Genomic DNA, 21,607 nt, shown 5'->3' on the forward strand with positions numbered 1-21,607 from the left:
CTAAAAAGACACCCTATCAGTAGTAGGGTGTCTTTTTTGCTGTTTAGACAGCAGCGGCTGGAAGCAACTTGTTTATTCCTCGTTCTGTTTTTCCAACCAAATGGTTACAAGTTTCAGGACAATCCCGACAAAAATCGGCACAAGAATTTTTGTGACAATCTCGTACATGTGATGCACCTCCTTTCGAGGCAAGTCGCCAATTTGAGTATAGCATAAAAAGTTGTTCATTTATTATTGAAATTATTAGAAATGGAATAAGCACGTGTTTTCTGGTTTTCGTAACTAGAGAACACGTGCTTTTTTCTTTCAACTTTTGGCACAATGGTTTGTGCCAAAGTACGACTTTTTCCAGATTCGGAAAGCGGATACAATTTAGTCAACAAGAAAAGTTACTTGAGAGAAGGGGAATAAAAATGGAACAAGTACCAGAAAAAAATAAAGTATCAATTAAAGCAAAAGTCCAAAGACTTGGCAGTACCTTATCTAGCATGGTGATGCCCAATATCGGGGCGTTGATTGCGTGGGGCGTTTTGACAGCGCTATTTATCCCAGATGGATATCTGCCAAATAAAGCCTTTGCCACGATGGTTGGCCCAATGTTGACCTATTTAATTCCATTATTAATTGGCTACACTGGTGGGAAAGTAATTGCAGGTGATCGCGGTGCCGTAGTTGGCGCAATTGCGACAATGGGCGTGATTGTGGGAACCGATATTCCGATGATGCTAGGTGCCATGATTATGGGTCCACTTGGTGGCTTTACAATTAAGAAATTTGATCAGTATTTCCAACATCGGATTAAAGCTGGTTTTGAAATGTTAGTAAACAATTTTTCAGCTGGATTGATTGGTTTTGCGTTAGCTTTACTTGGTTTTTCAGCGATTGGCCCAATTGTCGATGCGCTGACTGCTGCAATGGCACGTGGTGTGGAAATCATTTTAAATGCTCATTTGATTCCATTAACGAGTATTTTTATTGAACCGGCAAAAGTGCTCTTTTTAAACAATGCGATTAATCATGGCATTTTAACACCCTTAGGGACAGAACAAGTCTTATCGGCTGGCAAATCAATTCTTTTCCTATTAGAAGCAAACCCTGGTCCTGGGTTAGGTGTCTTATTAGCATTTATGTTTTTTGGAAAAGGTGCGGCAAAATCTTCTGCGCCGGGAGCAATAATTATTCATTTCCTTGGTGGTATCCACGAAATTTACTTCCCATATGTAATGATGAAACCGTTATTATTCTTATCGGTTATTGCAGGTGGTGCGACAGGTAGTTTGGTTTTCCAAACGTTAGATGCTGGTTTACGTGCGCCCGCTTCCCCAGGCTCCATTATAGCTATTTTAGCGATGACACCAATGGGTTCTTACTTACCAGTTATTTTAGGTGTTTTGGCAGCAACTGCTGTTTCCTTTGCAGTATCCGCAGTCATTTTAAAAGCAGATGCGAAAGAAGAAAGTGATGAATTTGCCCAAAAAGTGAAAGAAACCCAAGCTGCTAAAGCAGCATCAAAAGGATTAACTGTCACAAATGGTAGTGCTTCATTGTCAGGAATTCAACAAATTATTTTTGCTTGTGATGCTGGGATGGGCTCTAGTGCAATGGGTGCGTCTATCTTACGGAAAAAGGTCCAAGAGGCTGGTTTAGTACAAACTGTGACGAATCGGGCCATTAATAATTTGACCGATGAGGGAAATACATTGATTGTCACACAAGCGGAATTGCAAGAACGGGCCAAACAGAAAGCACCTAATGCAACCTTTGTAGCAGTTGAAAACTTCTTGAACTCACCACGTTATGATCAAATTGTGGCTGAACTATCAGGTACCAAAGAAAAAAACGACGCACAACCGACAGTCTCCAAAGCAACACCTGCTTCTGAAATTGAGGGAGATTTAGCAAATGTCAATGAGATTCTTTTGGTTCACGATGATCGTGTCGGGTCAGCAACGATGGGAATGAAAGTCTTAGAAGAAATTTTAGATAAAGAGAAAATTTCAATGCCGATTCGAAAAATTAATATTAATGAATTAACTCAACAAACACAGGCTTTAATTGTCACAAAAGCTGAACTAACGGAACAAGCCCGTAAAAAAGCACCGAAAGCGACACACTTATCAGTAAAAAGTATGGTTAATCCCCAAAAATATGAAACAGTGGTTTCGCTCTTAAAAGAAAGTGCCTAGAGAGGAAGAAAACAATGGAAAATCTTACGAATATTTCAATTGAATTAAATCAACAGTTTAATACAAAAGAAGAAGCTATTCGCTTTTGCGGCGAAAAACTAGTCGAGGCAGGCTGTGTTGAGCCCGCTTATATTGAAGCAATGATTGAAAGAGACCAATTGCTATCTGTTTATATGGGGAATTTTATTGCCATTCCTCATGGAACAGAAGAAGCCAAAAAATTAGTGAAAAAATCAGGAATCTGTGTAGTGCAAGTCCCAGAGGGCGTTAATTTTGGCACCGAAGAAGATGAAAAAATTGCTACCGTATTATTTGGGATTGCCGGAGTCGGTGAAGAACATTTGCAATTAGTCCAACAAATTGCACTTTATTGTAGTGATATGGATAACGTGGTGCAACTTGCCGACGCATTAAGTAAAGAAGAAATAACAGAAAATTTAGCCATTGCTTAAAGGAGAGAATAAGAATGAACGCAGTACATTTTGGAGCAGGAAATATTGGACGCGGCTTTATCGGCGAAATTTTAGCTAAAAACGGGTTTCATATTACGTTTGTGGATGTTAATGAAACCATCATTCAAGCGTTAAAAGAACGTAAAAGTTATACAATTGAATTGGCCGATGCCTCACATCAACAAATTAACGTTGAAAATGTGACCGGGTTAAATAACATGACAGAACCAGAAAAAGTAGTAGAAGCAATTGCGGAAGCCGATTTAGTCACGACGGCAATTGGTCCCAATATTTTACCAAGAATTGCTGAATTAATTGCTCAAGGAATTGATGCACGTGCCGAAGCAAATTGTCAAAAGCCGCTGGATATTATCGCTTGTGAAAATATGATTGGTGGTTCAACCTTTTTAGCAGAAGAAGTGGCCAAATATTTGAAAAACCCAGCTTATGCTGAACAATGGATTGGTTTTCCTGATGCGGCGGTTGATCGGATTGTTCCATTACAAAAACATGAAGACCCACTTTTTGTTCAAGTTGAGCCTTTTTGTGAATGGGTCATTGATGATACCAACCGAAAAGCCAAAGAGATTCAGTTAGAAGGCGTTCATTACGTTGCTGATTTAGAGCCGTATATTGAACGAAAATTATTTAGTGTAAACACTGGCCATGCTACAGTTGCCTATACAGGGGCGTTGTTAGGCTATCAAACCATTGACGAAGCGATGCAGGACGCCTTAGTGGTAGCACAACTCAAATCAGTTTTGCAGGAAACCGGTAAACTTTTAGTGGCTAAATGGAATTTTGATGAACAAGAACATGCAGCCTATATTGAAAAAATTATTCAACGTTTCCAAAATAAATATATTTCAGATGCTATTACACGTGTAGCACGGACACCAATCAGAAAATTAGGTGCGCAAGAACGGTTTATTCGACCAATCCGTGAATTACAGGAACGCAATCTAGTGTCGCCGCATTTATTAGCAATGATTGGTATTGTCTTTAATTATCATGATCCAGAAGATGAACAAAGCCGTCAATTACAGGAAATGCTTGACCAAGAAAGTGTTGATACAGTGATCGCTGAAGTAACGGGCATTGAAGATCCAGAAACGGTTAAAAATATTAAACAAAACGTAGAACGCTATGCGCGACCACAAGTAGCATAATAACAAAATCCTTCTACCAAGATACTTCACATTTCTTAATTTAAAGGAAAAAAACAACCGCTCGCTGATTAAAGTGAGGGGTTGTTTTTTACATATTGACTAAGTGGTTTTTGATAAAGCTCTCCTTTGAAGGCACCTGTATTGAAGTATTCAGCTAATTGGTAACCAATGAATGGGCCAGTAGTGAGTCCTGATGAACCAAGTCCGCTAGCAACCACAAGGTGGGGCATTTCTGGCAAAGGACCAAAAAACGGAGCGAAATCAGATGTATAAGCACGTGTACCGACACGGTAATGCATGGGTTGCTTAAAAAGCTGATCTGCTTCTTTTAGAAATGGCGCAGTCCCAGAAGTTAGTTGTTGAAAAGCGCTAACAGTCTCTTCTAAATCCCAGGCTTGTTCATTTTCGTGGGTGGCACCTAATAAAATTTTTCCTTGATTAAAAGGAATTAAATCGGCTTCGCCATCTAACATAGCAACAGGCCATTGCTGACTGTTTGTAAAAGGGGTCTCGAAAACTAATAATTGTCCTTTTTGGGGACGAATGTCCACAGATAAATTTAAAGTAGCGAGTAATTCCTTTAAATGAGGACCAGGTGTTAAAGCGAGAAAATCAACGCTCTTTTTTTCTGAATTTGTGACAATTTCCCACCCTTGATTCAGTTGTCGAAAGTGCGCCCGTTGTGAGCAAAAAGTGACCCCTTTAGCTTCGGCGCGTTTCTGAAGATGGTTTAGATAAGCTGGTCCATCTAGGCGACCGCCGCCAGAAATAAAAAGTGAGGGAGTTTCCTTAAGTAGCGGTAAGAACTTCGCTGTTTGAACCGCTGACAACATCGTGATTTCTCCAATTTCGGGTGCAGTTTGCTTACGCTCTTCTGCCAAATGGGCTAAGTCTGCCAAAGCAGCTGCCGGACGCAAAATGACTGTCCCTGATTGACGATAAATATCCTCCGTCAGCTGAAAATCTTTGACTAGCTTTGGAAATAGGGCAGCGCCCTCTCGCGCTAATTGGTACCATTTCTTATTCCGACGTTTGGATAGCCAAGGGGAAATAATCCCGGCGCTCGCTTTAGTCGCTTGGCCGAGCCCTTCATCATAAACGGTAATGTCAAATTTTTGTGGATCTAAATAATTAGCTAACGTCATTCCGATAATGCCGCCGCCAATAATGGCAATTTTTTTCATGCTTCTTCTCTCCTTCGAACAGTTGTATTGTAACACAAAAAAACCGCCTCTAGACAGAGACGATTGGGAGATAACTTGTTAACGGGTCCTTCTGTGTGTGTAAATAGAATTGCCGCCTTCTAAAACGTGAACAATTTCTTGTGCCATTTCTGCCACAGGCACAGGATCATAGCCAATAAATAAGTTCTTTAAAAAGGGGATTTTCTTAAAAAAATAAATACATTTACTAAAAAGTATGGTGCCGGTACGTTCTTGACCTACAAGTAAACTAGGATAAAAAATCACTGCTTCGGCGACTTCTTGGTGGATTAGTTCCTCCGCTGCCAATTTGGCATCCATATATTTTCTCAAAGGGAAAGGAACAGTATTGGCTGAAATAAATAAAAACTTAGCTGGCTTTTTTTGTTGTGCTAAAAAAGAGCTGATTTTTTTCACTGGCGTCAGAATTAGCCGTTGATAGGTTTTCTTTTTTCGTGGATTTTCAAATAAAATACCTACTGTATCAATGACCCAGTCAGCACGCTGGACTTGTTCTTGCCAATTCGTGTCACGAGTAACATCGGAGCATACCCACTGCACTTGGTGGCTCCAAGATGCGGAGAGCGTGGCAGGCTTTCCATGACGTGAAACACTGATGACTTGATGTTGGCGTTGGACTAAAATTTTCGCGATTTGTTGACCTAAAAAACCGCTACCGCCAAAAATAATGACTTTCATGGCAAGCCCTCACTTTCAATTGTTTCTTCTAGTGTACCTTAAATAAAAAAAGAAGCAAAAAATCTCGATTGCGCATAGTTTAGTTATAAATAACATAAAAATAACCTTTTTAGATTGTTGAAATACAAAGACCCAACAATGGTTATTTATTGTCGTGAAATAAATAAAAAAATGAACAAAAATGAAATAAATCAGACTAAAGGCCTAGAGAAATGCCCTTGTTTCTTGAATTCAAGCATGGTTAAATAGTTATAAGTGAACGACCGAGCAATTTAGTTTGTTGGGGAAAATAGACAGAATGAGGAGATGAAACGAAGAAAATGAAGAAGAAAACGATAATTATATTGGGGGCAGTTGCTGTAATTGCGGTTGGGGGCATCGTAACTGTGAATGCGTTAAATAAAAATGCACAACAAGTAGCTGTCAAGCAAGCGCCTAAAGATGACTGGGGAATTGACTATTTTGATGTTCCTGACTTGCAACAAATTTATATTAACGGTGTCATCCAACCGGAACAAATGGAAGCCTTTGCGCGCGATCAAAAAATAACAAAGGATCCAGAGATTAAGGTGAAAAACGGCGATGTCGTAGATGCAGGCACAGAATTATTTACTTATGAAGATGAGGCGGTCACAAAAGAAATTGAGGCACAACAAAATAGCTTAGCCAAATTAGAAACGAAGCGGGCGAATATCTATAATAAGTGGAATCGGGCCATTGATAAATTTAATAAAACTAAAGAAGAAGACCGCACGATATCTGGTGATGATTTAAATGAACAATATCAAACAGAAGTCGATGCGGTAGATGAAGAGATTACCTTCACCAATGAAACCTTAGCGGATTTAGGAGCGAAGCAATATATTTCCACAAAGGCTAATTTCAAAGGCCGCGTATCAATTCCAGAAGTAAAAGATGCCAATTCACCGATTTTACGGTTAACTTCAGAAGATCTTTATTTAGCTGGAAAAGTGAATGAAAAGGACTTGACTAAAATTAGTGTTGGGCAAAAAGCTAAACTAACTTCTGTTTCCAACAATGTGGTTGTGGATGGCTCAATTTCTTACATCGATGATAATCCTCCTGAAGGCAACAGCGATGCCGCGAGTGGCAATCCAGAGGGCGGCACGACGATGTCTAGTTATAGCGTCAAAATTGCGTTGGCCAATTTAGACAAAGTTAAAAATGGCTATCATATGCAAGCAACCATTGATTTAGGCGATTTAGGGGCGATTGAGTTACCGAAAAAAGCAATTCAAAAAGAGGGTGAACAGGCCTACGTTTTAGTGAATGATTTTGGAACCATCATTCGTCGTGATGTCCAAGTCGGGCAAGAAAATGGCGACAAAATGGCGATTGAATCTGGCTTAGAATCAGCCGACCGAGTGGTTATTTCTTCAAAAAAACCAGTAAAAGTCGGTGATATTGTGGAATCAGATGCAGCGATTGCTTCTGATGAATCAGCAACCAACGAATCAATGACAGATGCGTCGAAATAGGAGGGCTTGATGGTGGAAGCAAACAATACAAATCAACCCCTCATTGAATTGCGGGACATTAACAAGTTCTATCCAGTAGGTAAGGAAAAACTACATGTTTTAAAAGAATTGAACTTGACCATCCATCAAGGAGAGTTCATTTTAATCATGGGGAAGTCCGGCAGCGGTAAGACAACACTGATGAACATTATCGGTTTCTTGGATCGCTTAACAGACGGAAGTTATCATTTCTCAGGAACAGATGTTTCAAAATTGTCTGAAAATAAAAAATCAGCCTTTCGCAATGAATATCTAGGATTTATTTTTCAACAATTTTTCTTGATTAATTCCTTAAATGTTAGTCAAAATGTTCAATTGCCCTGTGTTTATGAAGGGAAAAAAAGCCGCGCTGAGAAAAAAGCGATTGCTGAAAAATACCTAAAAATTGTCGGTTTGGAAACAAAAGCCAAATCAAAAGTTACTGAACTTTCTGGAGGACAGCAACAAAGAGTAGCCATTGCTCGTTCCTTGGTGAATGATCCATTATTGATTATGGCTGATGAACCGACTGGGGCATTGGATAGTGAAACGGGTACAGAAATCATGGAATTATTGAAAGAATTGAATGAACAGGGCAAAACAATTGTCATGGTGACACATGATGAAGATATGAAAAAATATGCCTCACGAGTGATTCATATGAAAGATGGTCGCTTTTTGGAAGAAGAGGTGATTAGATGATTGCTAATTTATTTGTTAGTACTTTTTTAAGTTTAAAGGCGCATAAGTTGCGGGTATTTTTAACGATGGTCGGGATTATTATTGGGATTACATCAGTCGTAACGATTTCTGCGCTAGGTGAAGGGATGAAGCGTCAAGTTGTGAAGGCATCCAGTGCAGTGAACGCGGATGTTTTGAAGATTCATTATACAATGTCGGATGGTAGCAATGACAATTTTATGTCCTACGAAGAGCCAGATTATACGTTTAGCCGAGTGGACTTGAAAAAATTACAAGACATTCAAGGAATTGAAAGTATTTATCCTCAATATGGTGAATCAATGATGGGGGGCGGAGACAATTTGTTTGTACCAATGGATTATTTTGGGGCGCAAGCGAATTTATCCATTACGTCGACTAAAGGGCAGAATGATATTTTATATGGTCGTGATTTTCAACTGAGCGATGCAAATACAGATGCAATTGTCTTAAATCATGATATCTTTGAAGCGCAAATTCGGCTTGATGATCCTAGCCAACTCATTGGAAAAGCTGTTTCAATTGGTGGTTATATGTACAAGGTGATTGGTATTTTAGCACCAAAAGATTTAGATAGTTTGGGTATGAACGATGATTGGGCAACTGCTATGAGCAGTTTTGTTTCTCGAGAATCATACAATAAATTAGCGAAAACAAAAGCAATTAGTGGCATCAATATTAAGGTTCGTGAGGGAGCAGACCGTGAAGCAATTTTAGGACAGGCAATCACTATTTTAAGTGAAAATCATCCTGAAGTGAAAGGAACGTTTAAAGAAAATGACCAAGACCAACAACTCCAACAACAAATGGAAGAAATGGTCACGGGTATGACGATGTTTCTGATGGCAATTACTGCAATCTCCCTATTAGTCGGGGGAATTGGCGTCATGAACATCATGTATGTGTCTGTCACGGAACGGAAACGAGAAATCGGGATTCGCCGGGCCATTGGTGCTAAACCACGAGTCATTTTATTCCAATTTTTAATGGAAGCAGCGTTTATCACATTGATTGGTGGTTTGATTGGTGTCGGCTGCGGCTATTTATTGGCAACTGTGGTCGGTGGGTATATTTCGATTACGCCAATTATTACGCCGTCCATCTTTGCTATTTCAACATTGGTTTCGGTCTTCACAGGTATCTTTTTCGGGATTATTCCAGCAATTGGTGCCTCGAGGATGGATCCGATTAAAGCGATTTATAATTAAAAAGAAGAGCTTGGTAGTCACATCTTGTTTGATGATCTATCAAGCTCGCTTTTTTATTTCATGTCACTAAGAATTTTCTGAATCAATTCTTGTTGAAACTCTTTGGTATATTGTTCGGTGAGTTTCGCTTGTTCTTCTTGGGACATTGATGGATTCGCCATCATAGCAGCCATCATTTTTTTGCCAACTGTTTCAGTCCCTTCTTTTTTGATATCAGCGGCATGTTGTTCCATATATTCGCCTAATTTTTTGGCTTGATCAGCACTTAAAACTAGCCAGTCACTAGCAACGTTGAAGGTGTTTTCTTGTTTTGCAAATTGGTTATCGTTGTCAGCAAGGCCAAATAGTGTTTTGGCCCAAGACTCTTGATAGGACCATTTCGTCGTTTTTTGGACTAATGTGGCTTTTTGAGCATCTTTTTGAACCGTGTTTGTGACGTTTTCCGTTCCTGTTTTTTGTAGTTTCTTTTTATCTGGTGTGTTATATAAATAAACTTTTTCGGAACCATCGCCCAACGGCTGGTACAATAACATGTTGGGGCCATCTTTGCTTGAACTACTGCTTTTTAGTTCAAACGTTTTGTCCTGAGTAACTTCGGTCATACCAAAATGATCTTTATCGTTTAAAACGATAAGACTTAACGAAGCTAAGAACCCTAAACCAAAAATAACCATACAGCATTTATGCCAGACTTTTCGGCCAAATACATTCGTATAGGCAAAGCCTAACACGCAAAGGATTAAAAGGAAAATAATCATTATTTCATTGCACCTACTTCCTTAACAGGCATCGCTTCTTTTTTATTTAAGAAGAAAGTAATCGCCAAGCCGAGAATGCCAAAGATTGTTGCCACGAAGAAGGCTGCGTGATAACCGTTTAGTGTTGCGTTTGTTGCTTGGTCGCGATAAGTGAGTGGGGCTGTTTTTAATAAGTCCGATGCAGGTAAGCCGTCTTTGGTAACATTTGTTAAAACACTAATCAAAACAGCTGTTCCAATTGAGCTGGCTACTTGTCGGAAGGTGTTGTTTACAGCAGTTCCGTGACTTAATAAATTCATTGGTAAAGCATTCATGCCAGAAGTTGTCACAGGCATCATGACCATCGAAATACCAAACATCCGAATCGCATATAGGACAATGATATAAATAATAGGTGTTGCTTTTGTTAAGAAAGCAAACGGTAACGTTGCAGCTGTTAAAATAAACATCCCAGTAATCGCAAGACGACGGGCACCAATTTTATCAAAAATGCGACCAGTTACTGGCATCATAAGTCCCATGACTAACGCTCCTGGTAAAAGCATTAACCCTGAATGGAAGGCAGATTCGCCACGAATATTTTGGATATACAAAGGTAAAACCATTTCGGCGCCAATCATTGCCATGTTGGTTACGCCAGATAAAATGGCCGCAACAGTAAAGACTTTTGATTTAAAAACGCGTAGTTCTAAGAAAGGTTGTTCTAAATGCAATTGTCGATATGTAAAAAGACATAAAACAATCGCACCAACAATTAAGAATCCATAGACTTGCGGGCTACCCCAACCTTTATCACCAACGCTTGAGAAACCGTAAAGTAAGCTACCAAAGCCGAGAGTAGAAAGAATGACCGATAAGACATCGATACTTGGATTAGATAATTGAATGACATTTTTCATTAAAAATGAAGCTAAAATTAGGACTAAAACGACAATTGGAATGACCATCCCAAAAAGGTCACGCCATGTATAAGAATCAATAATCCAACCAGATAATGTTGGACCTAAAGCGGGTGCTAATCCGATAACAATTCCCGTTGTGCCCATGGCAGCGCCACGTTTTTCAGGCGGGAAAATTGAAAGCATAATTGTTTGTAAAAGAGGCATAGATACACCGACCCCTGCGGCTTGAACAAGACGTCCAGTCAATAACATGCCGAAGTCTTGCGCTACAAAACAGATGATGGTTCCGATTAAGAACGTTGACATCGCTGTTATGTATAATTTTTTTGAACTGAATTTGTTAATCAACCAAGCACTGATGGGAATCATAATGCCGTTCACAAGTAGGAATCCAGTGGTTAGCCACTGTACACTTGAAGCTGAGATATCAAATTCTTTCATTAATGTAGGTAAGGCCGTCGTTAAAAGCGTTTGGTTTAAAATCGTACAAAATGTTCCGATTAGTAAAACACCGACTAGTAACGACCGGTTATAAGGTTTTCCGTGAATATCCACAGGTTGTTGTGAAGTCACATATATCGCTCCTTTTTCTGTAAGTTTCAAATTAAATTGCATTAACTACTTTACAACTAATTAGAATCTTTGTCAACTTACTTGACAAAGGTGTAAAAAAAACTACAATTAAGGAAAGGATAAGGGAAAGGAAGTTAAACTAATGTGGTCAAAAATGATTCAGCGTTTGTTAAATGAAGAAAATTTGTTGATAGGAATTAGTGAACTAAGTGAAATTGCTGAAGTTTCGCCACGTCAACTTCGTTATTGGGAAGAAAAAGGGTATATTTCTTCCATTGCGAAAGACGCAAACGGTCCACGGAAATATCGGTTACATACAGTCGTCAAAGTGCATTGGATCAAGCGTTTTTTAGATGAAGGATATACGTTACAAAGTGCGGTGGAAAAAGCAGAAGAGCAGCATCGTAATGTGGGGATGACGAAAAAAATCTTTAGTCAAATGTTTCATGGTATCTCAGAAGTTTGTCCCAATTACGTAGCGATTGATTTGGGCGATTTCGATGAAGAACAAAAATTATATGTTGTATTTAATGAAACCACAGAAGTCAGTGAGTATCTTTTAATTCCTAAGGATGCAGATGTTTCTGATGAGTTAAAGAAAAGAAAATAAGAATGAAATAGGACTGGGAGAAAGACCTGAAGTGAAAGTAAAACGTTACTGAATGAATCTTCGAGTTCTTTTTTTCTTGCAATTTCTTTATTTTTCTATATAATTTCTTATATGGAAAAGGAGGGTTTCGATGAAAGAAACAAAACCTTACGGAACAGTCTTGTTAAAAGCGGCTAAAATCATGGACTGTCTAAGTTTACAACCCGATCAAACCTTACAGGAAATTGCAAAGAATACCGAAATGACGGCATCAACGGCAATCAAAATTTTAGAAACCTTAACATTAATTGGCTATGTTCAAAAAGACACGAACAAGACATACCGCTTAGGAACAAAATTGATTCGCTATGCGAATCAAAGTGTGGAGCAAATCGATTTAGCTGAAATTGCGGTACCTTATTTAGAAAACCTTCAAAATACGGTCGATGAAACCATTCATTTAGGGATTTTAAATAATAATGAAATTCTGTATATCAATAAATTAGAACCGAAAAATCAAACGATTCGCATGTCCTCGAAAGTGGGAATTACTCGACCTTTGTATAATTCGGCCATGGGTAAAGCCGTTTTAGCAGAATTTTCGGAAGAACAAGTGCAACAATATTTAGACACGCAGACATTAATTCCCTATACCGAAAATACGATTACCAATCCCTTGCGTTTGAAAAAAGAATTAAAACAAGTGCAACAAACGGGGGTTGCTTACGATGATGAAGAAATTGAACAAGATATTTTCTGTAGCGGAGTATCTTTAATGAAAGATGGCGAAATTGCGGGCGCTTTTAGTGTAAGCATGCCGAAATATCGTTTGACAGAGGAAAATAAAACGACGATTAATCAAGCCCTTTTAGCAACAAAAGCAGCGATTGAAGAGAAATTATAGTAGAAAAAGAAAGACAAACAAAAGTCGATTGGGATTTTTGTTTGTCTTTCTTTTTTTATTTTTGTAAAAACGTTTGCATTTTCTTTTTTTATCTGTATAATGAAGTTGTGAATTTCTTTATAATAAATATATATTTCTAAATAAGAAATGAGGGAGTCTGTTGAAGCGAGTATCAATTTTACAAAAATTAGAAAATGCTGGCGTGATTGCTGTGGTTCGCGGAAAGACAAAAGAGGAAGCGCTAAAAGCTAGTCAAGCCATTGTAGCAGGCGGTATGCGGGGGATTGAGTTAACCTTTACTGTTCCTCAAGCAACAGAAGTGATTCAGGAATTAGTTGCGTTATATCAAGAGAATCCTGACGTAGTCATTGGTGCGGGGACAGTTTTGGATGCTACGACTGCTCGTTTAGCTATTGTAGCAGGGGCTGAATATATTGTGAGTCCAAGCTTCGATGAAGAAACCGCTAAAATTTGCAATTTATATCAAGTTCCTTACTTGCCAGGCTGTATGACCATCACAGAAATGAAAGAAGCACTGAAAAGCGGAGCAGATATTATTAAACTATTTCCGGGAAGTGTTTATGGACCGAGTGTTATTTCGGCATTTAAAGCGCCATTGCCTCAGTTAAATATTATGCCAACGGGTGGTGTCAGTTTGGAAAATATGGCCGAGTGGTTTGCTGCAGGTGTGACGGCCGTCGGTGTTGGTGGCAATCTGTTAGCGCCAGCAGCAACTGGGGATTTTGAAAAAGTTCGTGAGGTTGCCCAAGCCTATATGGAAAAATTCCAAGCAATCAAAGGGGTGTAGGCACATGGGGAAAGTCGTAACATTGGGAGAAATCATGTTGCGTTTGTCAACGCCTGTCGGAATACGCGTAGCACAAACAGAAAATTTAGCTGTACATTACGGCGGTGGTGAAGCGAATGTAGCGATTTCGTTAGCGAACTATGGCCACCAAGTGACTTTTGCTAGTAAAGTGCCCGATAATTCATTAGGAGAAGCCGCCAAAAAGCATTTAAGTCGTTATGGGGTTTCAACGGAATTTGTACGAACTGGCGGAACACGCCTAGGAACATATTACTTGGAAACTGGTACAGGAGAACGAGCAGCCAGTGTTGTCTATGATCGCGCCTATTCAAGCTTTGCTCAAATCGAAGAAATGGAATGGGACTTACATGAGCTGTTTTCAGGAGTAGAGATCTTTCATATTTCAGGGATTACAGCGGCGTTATCAAAAACGTGGCAAAGTATGACGGTTGCGCTAGTTAAAGCAGCGAAGCAAGCAGGGTGCCAAGTAAGTTTTGACATTAATTATCGAGGGAAACTTTGGTCCCAGAAAGAAGCGAGCGTGGCATTGAAGGCCATTCTTCCATTTGTTGATATTTGTTCAGCTGGGGTATTAGATGCTCGTTATTTACTGGAGATTCCAGAACCAGAGGAAGAACTTGAAGACGCATTAACGTGGTACTACCGAAAAATGCAAGAACGTTATCCCAACATTCAAGTATTTTATTCAACCAAACGTCAAGTTCATTCAGCGACAGATAATGAATTAATCGGAACGCTATGGTACAAAGGTGCGTATTATACGTCCAAATGTCATCGATTACAACCGATTGTTGACCGTGTCGGTGCCGGTGATGCGTTTGCTGGTGGGGTTTTACATGGCATATTAGCTGCCTATGATCCACAAACCTGCATTGATTTTGCGACAGCGGCTAGTGCGTTAAAACATACTGTCCATGGTGATTGTAATCAATTTAGTCAAAAAGAAGTCCTTGCTTTTTTGGTAACGGGCTCAGGAAAAATAAATAGATAGGAGATTTTAGTTATGCAAAATATGGAAACACGTTATACACATAGTCCGGCGGATATCCGTCACTATTCAACAGAACAATTGAGAGATGAATTTTTAGTAGAGAAAGTTTTTATTCCAGGTGCAATCAGCTTAACCTACACACATAATGATCGGATGATTTTTGGTGGTGTGACACCGACCACAGAAGAATTAGAAATTATTTTGGACAAAGAATTAGGGGTTGACTATTTCTTAGAACGCCGTGAACTAGGGGTTATTAATATTGGGGGACCAGGCTTTATTGAAATTGATGGCGCCAAAGAAACAATGAAAAAACAAGATGGCTATTATATTGGGAAAGAAACAAAACATGTTCGTTTTTCTTCAGAAAACCCTGATAATCCAGCGAAATTTTACATTAGTTGTGTCCCAGCACATCATAAATATCCCAACGTAAAAATTAGTATTGATGAAATTACCCCAATGGAAACGGGTGATCCATTAACATTGAACCAACGTAAAATTTACCAATACATTCATCCGAACGTTTGTGAAAGTTGCCAGTTACAAATGGGTTACACCATTTTAGAACCAGGTAGCGCTTGGAATACAATGCCTTGTCATACACATGAACGTCGTATGGAAGCGTATGTTTATTTTGATATGGAAGAAGATACGCGGATTTTCCACATGATGGGTAAACCAGACGAAACGAAACATTTAGTAATGAGTAATGAACAAGCAGCTATTTCACCAAGCTGGTCAATTCATTCTGGGGTTGGTACAAGTAATTATTCCTTTATTTGGGCCATGTGCGGAGAAAATATTACGTACACAGACATGGATATGGTTGCAATGGATCAATTAAAATAAACCAAAGAAAGAGGAGAAAACATGGAATTTAAAATGAATGATTTTCAATTAGATGGAAAAGTAGCGTTAATTACAGGTGCTGTTTATGGGATTGGCTTTGAGATTGCGAAATCCCTAGCTGAAGCAGGAGCAACAATTGTTTTTAATAACTTATCTCCTGAATCAGTTGAACAAGGCTTGGAAAATTATCGGGCTGCAGGGATTGAAGCACGTGGTTATGTGTGTGATGTCACTGATGAAGAGCAAGTTCAAGCGATGGTTGCTCAGATTAAAGAAGAAGTCGGCTCTATTGATATTTTAGTCAATAATGCGGGAATTATTAAACGAATTCCAATGGTGGAGATGTCAGCAGAAGAGTTCCGTCAAGTGATTGATGTTGACTTGAATGCGCCATTTATTATGGCAAAAGCGGTTATTCCAGATATGATTGAAAAGGGTCATGGCAAAATTATCAATATCTGTTCAATGATGAGTGAACTAGGTCGTGAAACAGTTAGTGCGTACGCGGCAGCAAAAGGCGGACTAAAAATGTTAACGAAAAATATTGCTTCTGAATATGGACAATATAATATTCAATGTAATGGGATTGGACCTGGCTACATTGAAACGCCACAGACGGCGCCATTAAGAGAACCAGGGCATCCATTTAACGAATTCATCTTGGGACGAACACCTGCTAATCGTTGGGGCACACCAGCAGACTTAGCTGGCCCAGCAGTTTTCTTAGCATCTAACGCTTCTGACTTTGTTAACGGACATATCTTATATGTCGATGGTGGAATTTTAGCTTATATTGGAAAACAACCATAAATAAGTAACAAAAAGCGGACATACCTAAAAAGGATGTCCGTTTTTTGTTATTTACTCATTGATTGAATTGGTAAAAACCGTATCTAATTTTTAAAAAAAGTCAATTTTTGACAGTAATTCGTCAAGATTAACTATATAATTTGCTAACATTCCTTGCTAAACTAAAATTACAAAAAAATGAAAGCGTTTCATTTGCGCTGGTGGGATGGAAAAGGAGTTTTGATTGCCGATGATTATTAAACAGGAACAATTCATACCAAAAGATACAGTAGAAACAACGATTGACTTATTAATTAGAAGTTTAACAACGATTAAAGATAACACAGGTGAATTTCTGTTAGATTTTGATGGTTTAAAAGTTGATGACAAAAGTTGGACGATTTGGAACTGGCCGCAAGGCGTTGGGTTGTATGGTATATATAAGAATTATCGAAATACTAAAAGTGAAAAAGCTTTACAAGTAGTTAACGACTGGTTTGAAGGTCGGATGCAAGAAGGCGCGCCGCCTAAGAATGTGAATACGATGGCTCCGCTTTTAACAATGGCTTATCTATATGAAGACACTAAAGACTCTAAATATATACCTTACTTAGAGCAATGGGCGGAATGGGTGATGGAAGAAATGCCCCGAACGAATGAAGGGGGCTTGCAACATGCGACATATGGACCAGAAAATAAAAATCAATTATGGGATGATACGTTAATGATGACTGTCTTACCTTTGGCAAAAATTGGTAAGTTGTTGAATCGACTCGATTATTTGGAAGAAGCAAAGCATCAATTTTTAATCCATATTAAATATTTACAAGATAAAAAAAGTGGTCTATGGTATCACGGTTGGACTTTTGAGGGAAATCATAACTATGCGGAAGCACTGTGGGCAAGAGGGAACTGCTGGATTACGATTGCTATTCCAGAAATTATTGAAATCTTAGAGTTGCCAAAAGGAGATAGTTTACGGGAATTTTTATTAAGTACCCTCAATGCGCAAGTGGCAGCTTTAGCGAAATACCAAGATGAATCTGGTTTATGGCATACATTAATTAATGATTCAAATTCGTATTTAGAATCTTCTGCTACAGCGGGATTCGCTTATGGGATTTTAAAAGCGGTTCATAAAAAATATATTTCTTCTGAATATGAAGAAGTGGCAAACAAAGCAATTGCTGGCTTACTAAATGAGATTGATGAAACGGGAGAAGTACAACATGTGTCAGTTGGTACAGGAATGGGTGATAATTTAGATTTTTATCGCACAATTGGAATGACAGCGATGCCTTATGGTCAATCATTAACAATCCTATGTTTGACTGAATTGCTTGTTTCTTATTGCTAGAAAAGTAAGGAGAAAAGTTCATGAAAAAAAGAAAGGTTTTATTTACAGCAGTTATGGTATTGGCAGGATTACAGTTGCTAAGTGGTTGCGGCAAAACAGAAGCTTCGGCAAGTGATACGGTAGTCTTGCGCTATGCGTATGCTAGTAATAGCCAACCAGTTATCGATTCTATGAAGAAATTCGGTGAATTGGTAGAGGAAAAAACAGATGGTAAAGTTCAAATTGAATACTTTCCAGATGGTCAATTAGGAGGAGAAACAGAACTAATTGAATTAACACAAACAGGTGCAATTGATTTTGCAAAGGTCAGTGGATCAGCATTAGAAAGTTTTTCTAAAGATTATTCTGTATTTGCCATTCCGTATATTTTTGATAATGAAAAACATTTTTTTAAAGTAATGGATAATCAAGCGCTAATGCAACCAGTGTATGATTCTACAAAAAAATTAGGATTTGTTGGTTTAACTTATTATGACTCTGGTCAACGAAGTTTTTATATGAGCAAAGGGCCTGTTACATCTCCAGATGATTTGAAAGGTAAAAAAATTCGGGTCATGCAAAGTGAAACCGCCATCAAAATGGTAGAACTTTTAGGGGGTTCGCCAGTACCTATGGGTAGTTCGGAAGTATATACTTCTCTACAATCTAATCTAATCAACGGTGCAGAGAATAATGAGTTCGTTTTATATACAGCTGGTCATGGTGGTGTGGCTAAGTATTATTCTTATGATGAGCATACTCGAGTGCCAGATATTGTGATTATGAACGAGGGGACAAAAGAACGTTTGACAGCGAAACAAGAACAAGCGATTGAAGAAGCAGCAAAAGAATCGACCGCTTTTGAAAAAACGGTCTTTAAAGAAGCGGTTGAAGAAGAAAAGAAAAAAGCACAAGCAGAATATGGTGTTGTGTTCAATCAAGTAGACAGTGAACCATTCCAAAAACTTGTTCAACCGTTGCATGAATCATTCAAAAATAGCTCAGAACATGGCGAACTGTATCAGGCTATTCGCCAGTTGGCGGACTAATTAAGGAGGTAATTATGAAAGGTTTTAGAAAATTTTTAAATCGACTTTTAGAAATACTTGGATCAATCATTCTTGCTGCAATGGTTTTGGTCGTTTTGTACCAAGTGTTTGCCCGGACAGTGTTAAAAAATCCTAGTACCTTAACAGAAGAATTTGTTCGCTTTGCATTGGTCTGGCTGGCGATGTTAGCTTCTGCTTATGTGGTTGGAAAAAAGGGACATTTAGCAGTAACTTTGTTAAGTGAAAAATTACAAGGGAAACAAAAACGCTTTTTAGAATTTATTGTTCAATTGTTGTTCCTACTTTTTGCAGGAGTGATTATGATATTTGGCGGTTGGAATGGTGTAGTAATTACGTTAGGACAAATTTCACCATCTTTGGCAATTCCTATGGGTTATGTCTATTTAGCCGTTCCAGTGGCAGGTGTTTTGATGTTTATTTATAGTTTGATGAATTTGCTAGAGTTATTCACGCAATCAAAAGATTCTTAATGCGTTTATAGAAGAAAAAGAATAGGAGTAAAAATATGGCTTTAGAAGCAGGCATTATCTTATTTGTAGTTTTTGCAGTCTTATTGGTAGTTGGTATGCCAATTGGTATGAGCATTGCGGCATCTTCAATTGCAACATTGTTATTAGTAATTCCTTTTGAAGCAGCTGCATTTACCTCAGCTCAAAAAATGGTCTCTAGTTTAAATAGTTTCTCTCTCGTAGCAATTCCGTTTTTTATTTTTTCTGGTGTGATTATGAATAATGGGGGAATTGCCCAAAAGTTGGTAAATTTTTCTATGTTATTTGTTGGTCGTGTTCCCGGCGCGCTAGCACATACTAATGTGTTAGGGAACGCATTATTTGGTTCGATTTCTAGCTCTGCAATTGCAGCATCTACTGCTATTGGTGGCGTGCTAATTCCGCAACAAGTAAATGAGGGCTACGATCGGAAATTTGCAACGGCTGTAAATATTGCCTCTGCTCCTACAGGAATGGTTATTCCACCAAGTACAGCGTTTATTATGTATTCATTGGTGGCTGGTGGGGCCTCTATTTCTTCTTTATTTTTAGGAGGTTATTTGGTAGGTTCTTTGTGGGCGTTAGGAATTATGGTGGTAGCCTATGTTATTGCAAAACGTCATAATTATCCTACTGTGGCAAAAGCAAAAAAAGGAGAAGTCAGCAAGGTTCTGCGAGAAGCGGTTCCCAGTGTATTGTTAATTGTCATTATTATTGGCGGTATTTTGACGGGGTTATTTACAGCGATTGAAGCATCAGCAATTGCTGTTGCATACTCATTATTGATTTCAATGTTTTACTACAAAACAGTGAAAATAAACGATTTACCTAAAATGTTAAAAGAGGCTGTCTTGATGAGTGGAACCATTATGTTCTTGTTGGCAACTTCTTCAATGATGTCTTTTGCGATGGCTTTTACAGGGATACCAGAAGCAATCAGTACAGCTATTTTAGGAATCACAGACAATAAATACTTAATTCTACTATTAGTAAACGTTGTCCTATTGTTTGTGGGAATGTTTATGGATGTTGGTCCAGCTATTTTGATTTTTACGCCAATCTTTTTACCAATTGTTATGAATGTTGGGGTGGATCCAGTTCATTTTGGTTTATTTGCGATTATGAACTTGTGTGTTGGTTCAATTACACCACCTGTTGGAACGGGATTATATGTTGGTGCTAGTGTTGGGGGTGTTAAAGCTGAGCAAATGCTGAAACCACTAGTTCCATTTTATCTGGTAATCTTAGCAATCTTACTTTTAATCACATATGTACCTGAACTTGTCATGTGGTTACCAAATCTAATTTCTTAATTCAATACAAATTGTCTAACAACCCCAATTGAGCGAAATATAAGTTGTTCAATCAACTAGATTTGGTAATTTACTATAAAATATTGAGTTTAGGAGGCATAGAAATAAAAAATCTCTCTATGACATTATGTGTCATAGAGAGATTTTTTAGAAGCCACTTTTACGGTATTGACTAGGAGTTAATCCAGTTCGCTTTTTAAATAATCGACTAAAGTAGGCATAGTTTTCTAAACCAACATCTACAGCAATTTCTTTCACTGTTTGATTAGAATAGCGTAGTAAATCTTTTGAATAAGAAATTTTTTTACTAATTTGATATTTAATTGGCGGTAATCCAATGTATTTGGAGAACTCTTTGTTCAATTGATATTTATTTAAATGAAAGAGTTGAGCCAAGTCTTCTAAAGAAATTGTTTCTTTGAAATGTTGATCAATGTAAGCTTTCATTTCCAAAACCAATGATGGAATCGTTTCGTAGGTAAAGTCTTGACGATACTTTTGCAACAATAATTCGTTCAGTAATTGATGAATTAAAACGGAAGATTGGTAATCAGTTTGCGCATGTTGTAAATCTTGTAATTGTAATAGCTGCTGAATGATTAAATGAATAGGATTATCTTCTGGAAGCTGATTAGTGGAGAAAACTGGTGAACCATTTTTCATAAATTCTTGGAAAAAAGCACCAGAATTTCCTCCTTCAAAATGAATCCAGTCCATTTCCCAAGGCTCTTCGCTGGTTGCTTGATAGTATTGATAATCCCGACAGTCAATAAAGAATAAATCACCTCTCTGTAAGCTGTATGTATGATAACGATAGCGTAATTCCCCAGTACCATTTAGCGTGAATTTAATTAAGTATGATGGTAAATGTGCCCGCTCCGTATAATAAGGGCGCGAGGCTTTAAACTGTCCAATTTCCTGTATGTAATAAAAAAGTGTGCGACTTTTGCTGCTAGGTGTCAAAATATGTCTCTTAGAATCGTCTGACCAAGAGTAGTCGGCTTTTTCCCAATAATCCATAAGAACCTCCTAATTACCAAGATAGTACAATTATATCTCA

General features: G+C 38.3%; 22 protein-coding genes. 16 read left to right on the top strand and 6 right to left on the bottom strand.

Annotation, left to right across the window (positions count from 1 at the left end; genetic code table 11):
* Positions 1-72: 72 nt before the first annotated feature.
* Positions 73-168 (bottom strand): type I toxin-antitoxin system Fst family toxin, encoded by a 96-nt coding sequence (locus IGK72_RS01675; protein WP_015543884.1) that lies wholly within the window; start codon positions 166-168, stop codon positions 73-75.
* A 245-nt stretch (positions 169-413) separates the two neighbouring features.
* Here IGK72_RS01675 and IGK72_RS01680 point away from each other — a divergent pair, with 245 nt between their 5' ends.
* From IGK72_RS01680 to IGK72_RS01690, 3 genes are read left to right on the top strand one after another with little or no spacing between them, the layout of a single operon-like run.
* A complete protein-coding gene (locus tag IGK72_RS01680; RefSeq protein ID WP_023894889.1) occupies positions 414-2,186 on the top strand; it encodes a PTS mannitol-specific transporter subunit IIBC in 1,773 nt (590 codons plus the stop codon).
* 14 nt (positions 2,187-2,200) lie between these two features.
* Positions 2,201-2,638 carry a PTS sugar transporter subunit IIA gene (locus tag IGK72_RS01685; protein WP_002355279.1) on the top strand — a complete coding sequence of 146 codons (438 nt, stop codon included), beginning with the start codon at positions 2,201-2,203 and terminating at the stop codon, positions 2,636-2,638.
* A 14-nt stretch (positions 2,639-2,652) separates the two neighbouring features.
* On the top strand, positions 2,653-3,807 hold the full coding sequence (locus IGK72_RS01690) for a mannitol-1-phosphate 5-dehydrogenase (protein ID WP_002355280.1): 1,155 nt from the start codon (positions 2,653-2,655) through the stop codon (positions 3,805-3,807).
* A gap of 68 nt (positions 3,808-3,875) precedes the next feature.
* On the opposite strand, the gene IGK72_RS01695 is transcribed toward IGK72_RS01690, so the two are convergent.
* Both IGK72_RS01695 and IGK72_RS01700 read right to left on the bottom strand, forming a co-directional pair.
* A complete protein-coding gene (locus IGK72_RS01695; RefSeq protein WP_002361174.1) occupies positions 3,876-4,991 on the bottom strand; it encodes an NAD(P)/FAD-dependent oxidoreductase in 1,116 nt (371 codons plus the stop codon).
* A 78-nt stretch (positions 4,992-5,069) separates the two neighbouring features.
* Positions 5,070-5,708, bottom strand: a complete 639-nt coding sequence (locus tag IGK72_RS01700; RefSeq protein WP_002358396.1) for an NAD(P)H-binding protein — start codon at positions 5,706-5,708, stop codon at positions 5,070-5,072.
* 320 nt (positions 5,709-6,028) lie between these two features.
* Here IGK72_RS01700 and IGK72_RS01705 point away from each other — a divergent pair, with 320 nt between their 5' ends.
* The 3 genes from IGK72_RS01705 to IGK72_RS01715 are packed head-to-tail and all read left to right on the top strand — an operon-like array spanning position 6,029 to position 9,153.
* Positions 6,029-7,207: an efflux RND transporter periplasmic adaptor subunit gene (locus IGK72_RS01705; RefSeq protein ID WP_002361175.1), complete on the top strand. Its 1,179-nt coding sequence runs from the start codon at positions 6,029-6,031 to the stop codon at positions 7,205-7,207.
* Positions 7,208-7,216: 9 nt separating this feature from the next.
* Entirely contained in the window at positions 7,217-7,927 is a 711-nt protein-coding gene (locus tag IGK72_RS01710) for an ABC transporter ATP-binding protein (RefSeq protein ID WP_002383683.1), read from the top strand.
* Complete coding sequence (locus IGK72_RS01715) at positions 7,924-9,153, top strand: ABC transporter permease (protein ID WP_430608884.1); 1,230 nt, start codon at positions 7,924-7,926, stop codon at positions 9,151-9,153. The genes IGK72_RS01710 and IGK72_RS01715 overlap by 4 nt, the downstream gene beginning before the upstream one ends.
* 53 nt (positions 9,154-9,206) lie before the next feature.
* Here the strand turns inward: IGK72_RS01715 and IGK72_RS01720 are convergent, their stop codons facing one another.
* Positions 9,207-9,911, bottom strand: a complete 705-nt coding sequence (locus tag IGK72_RS01720; RefSeq protein ID WP_002364955.1) for a DUF4811 domain-containing protein — start codon at positions 9,909-9,911, stop codon at positions 9,207-9,209.
* On the bottom strand, positions 9,911-11,428 hold the full coding sequence (locus IGK72_RS01725; RefSeq protein WP_080442404.1) for an MDR family MFS transporter: 1,518 nt from the start codon (positions 11,426-11,428) through the stop codon (positions 9,911-9,913). Before IGK72_RS01725 ends, IGK72_RS01720 begins: the two co-directional genes overlap by 1 nt.
* A gap of 100 nt (positions 11,429-11,528) precedes the next feature.
* Between IGK72_RS01725 and IGK72_RS01730 the strand changes: the two genes are divergently transcribed.
* From IGK72_RS01730 to IGK72_RS01775, 10 genes are all read left to right on the top strand, one after another.
* A complete protein-coding gene (locus IGK72_RS01730) occupies positions 11,529-11,996 on the top strand; it encodes a MerR family transcriptional regulator (protein ID WP_002383688.1) in 468 nt (155 codons plus the stop codon).
* Between the two features lie 130 nt (positions 11,997-12,126).
* The gene (locus tag IGK72_RS01735) at positions 12,127-12,879 is read left to right on the top strand and encodes an IclR family transcriptional regulator (protein ID WP_023894891.1); all 753 of its coding nucleotides are present in this window, start codon (positions 12,127-12,129) and stop codon (positions 12,877-12,879) included.
* A 160-nt stretch (positions 12,880-13,039) separates the two neighbouring features.
* Positions 13,040-13,687, top strand: coding sequence for a bifunctional 4-hydroxy-2-oxoglutarate aldolase/2-dehydro-3-deoxy-phosphogluconate aldolase (locus IGK72_RS01740; protein WP_002367887.1), 648 nt, complete (start codon positions 13,040-13,042; stop codon positions 13,685-13,687).
* Positions 13,688-13,691: 4 nt separating this feature from the next.
* Entirely contained in the window at positions 13,692-14,699 is a 1,008-nt protein-coding gene (locus IGK72_RS01745) for a PfkB family carbohydrate kinase (protein WP_430608886.1), read from the top strand.
* Between the two features lie 12 nt (positions 14,700-14,711).
* Complete coding sequence (kduI, locus tag IGK72_RS01750; protein WP_002355301.1) at positions 14,712-15,551, top strand: 5-dehydro-4-deoxy-D-glucuronate isomerase; 840 nt, start codon at positions 14,712-14,714, stop codon at positions 15,549-15,551.
* A gap of 21 nt (positions 15,552-15,572) precedes the next feature.
* Entirely contained in the window at positions 15,573-16,361 is a 789-nt protein-coding gene (locus IGK72_RS01755) for a gluconate 5-dehydrogenase (RefSeq protein WP_002355302.1), read from the top strand.
* 229 nt (positions 16,362-16,590) lie between these two features.
* The gene (locus IGK72_RS01760) at positions 16,591-17,697 is read left to right on the top strand and encodes a glycoside hydrolase family 88/105 protein (protein WP_070416037.1); all 1,107 of its coding nucleotides are present in this window, start codon (positions 16,591-16,593) and stop codon (positions 17,695-17,697) included.
* A 20-nt stretch (positions 17,698-17,717) separates the two neighbouring features.
* Positions 17,718-18,725, top strand: a complete 1,008-nt coding sequence (locus IGK72_RS01765; protein ID WP_002355304.1) for a TRAP transporter substrate-binding protein — start codon at positions 17,718-17,720, stop codon at positions 18,723-18,725.
* Between the two features lie 14 nt (positions 18,726-18,739).
* Positions 18,740-19,216, top strand: coding sequence for a TRAP transporter small permease (locus IGK72_RS01770; RefSeq protein WP_002355305.1), 477 nt, complete (start codon positions 18,740-18,742; stop codon positions 19,214-19,216).
* 35 nt (positions 19,217-19,251) lie between these two features.
* A complete protein-coding gene (locus tag IGK72_RS01775; protein ID WP_002355306.1) occupies positions 19,252-20,547 on the top strand; it encodes a TRAP transporter large permease in 1,296 nt (431 codons plus the stop codon).
* 147 nt (positions 20,548-20,694) lie between these two features.
* Here the strand turns inward: IGK72_RS01775 and IGK72_RS01780 are convergent, their stop codons facing one another.
* On the bottom strand, positions 20,695-21,567 hold the full coding sequence (locus tag IGK72_RS01780) for a helix-turn-helix domain-containing protein (protein ID WP_002386087.1): 873 nt from the start codon (positions 21,565-21,567) through the stop codon (positions 20,695-20,697).
* Positions 21,568-21,607: the final 40 nt, after the last annotated feature.

The sequence above is a fragment of the Enterococcus sp. DIV0183 genome, assembly GCF_050541505.1.
Classification (GTDB): Bacteria; Bacillota; Bacilli; order Lactobacillales; family Enterococcaceae; genus Enterococcus; species Enterococcus faecalis.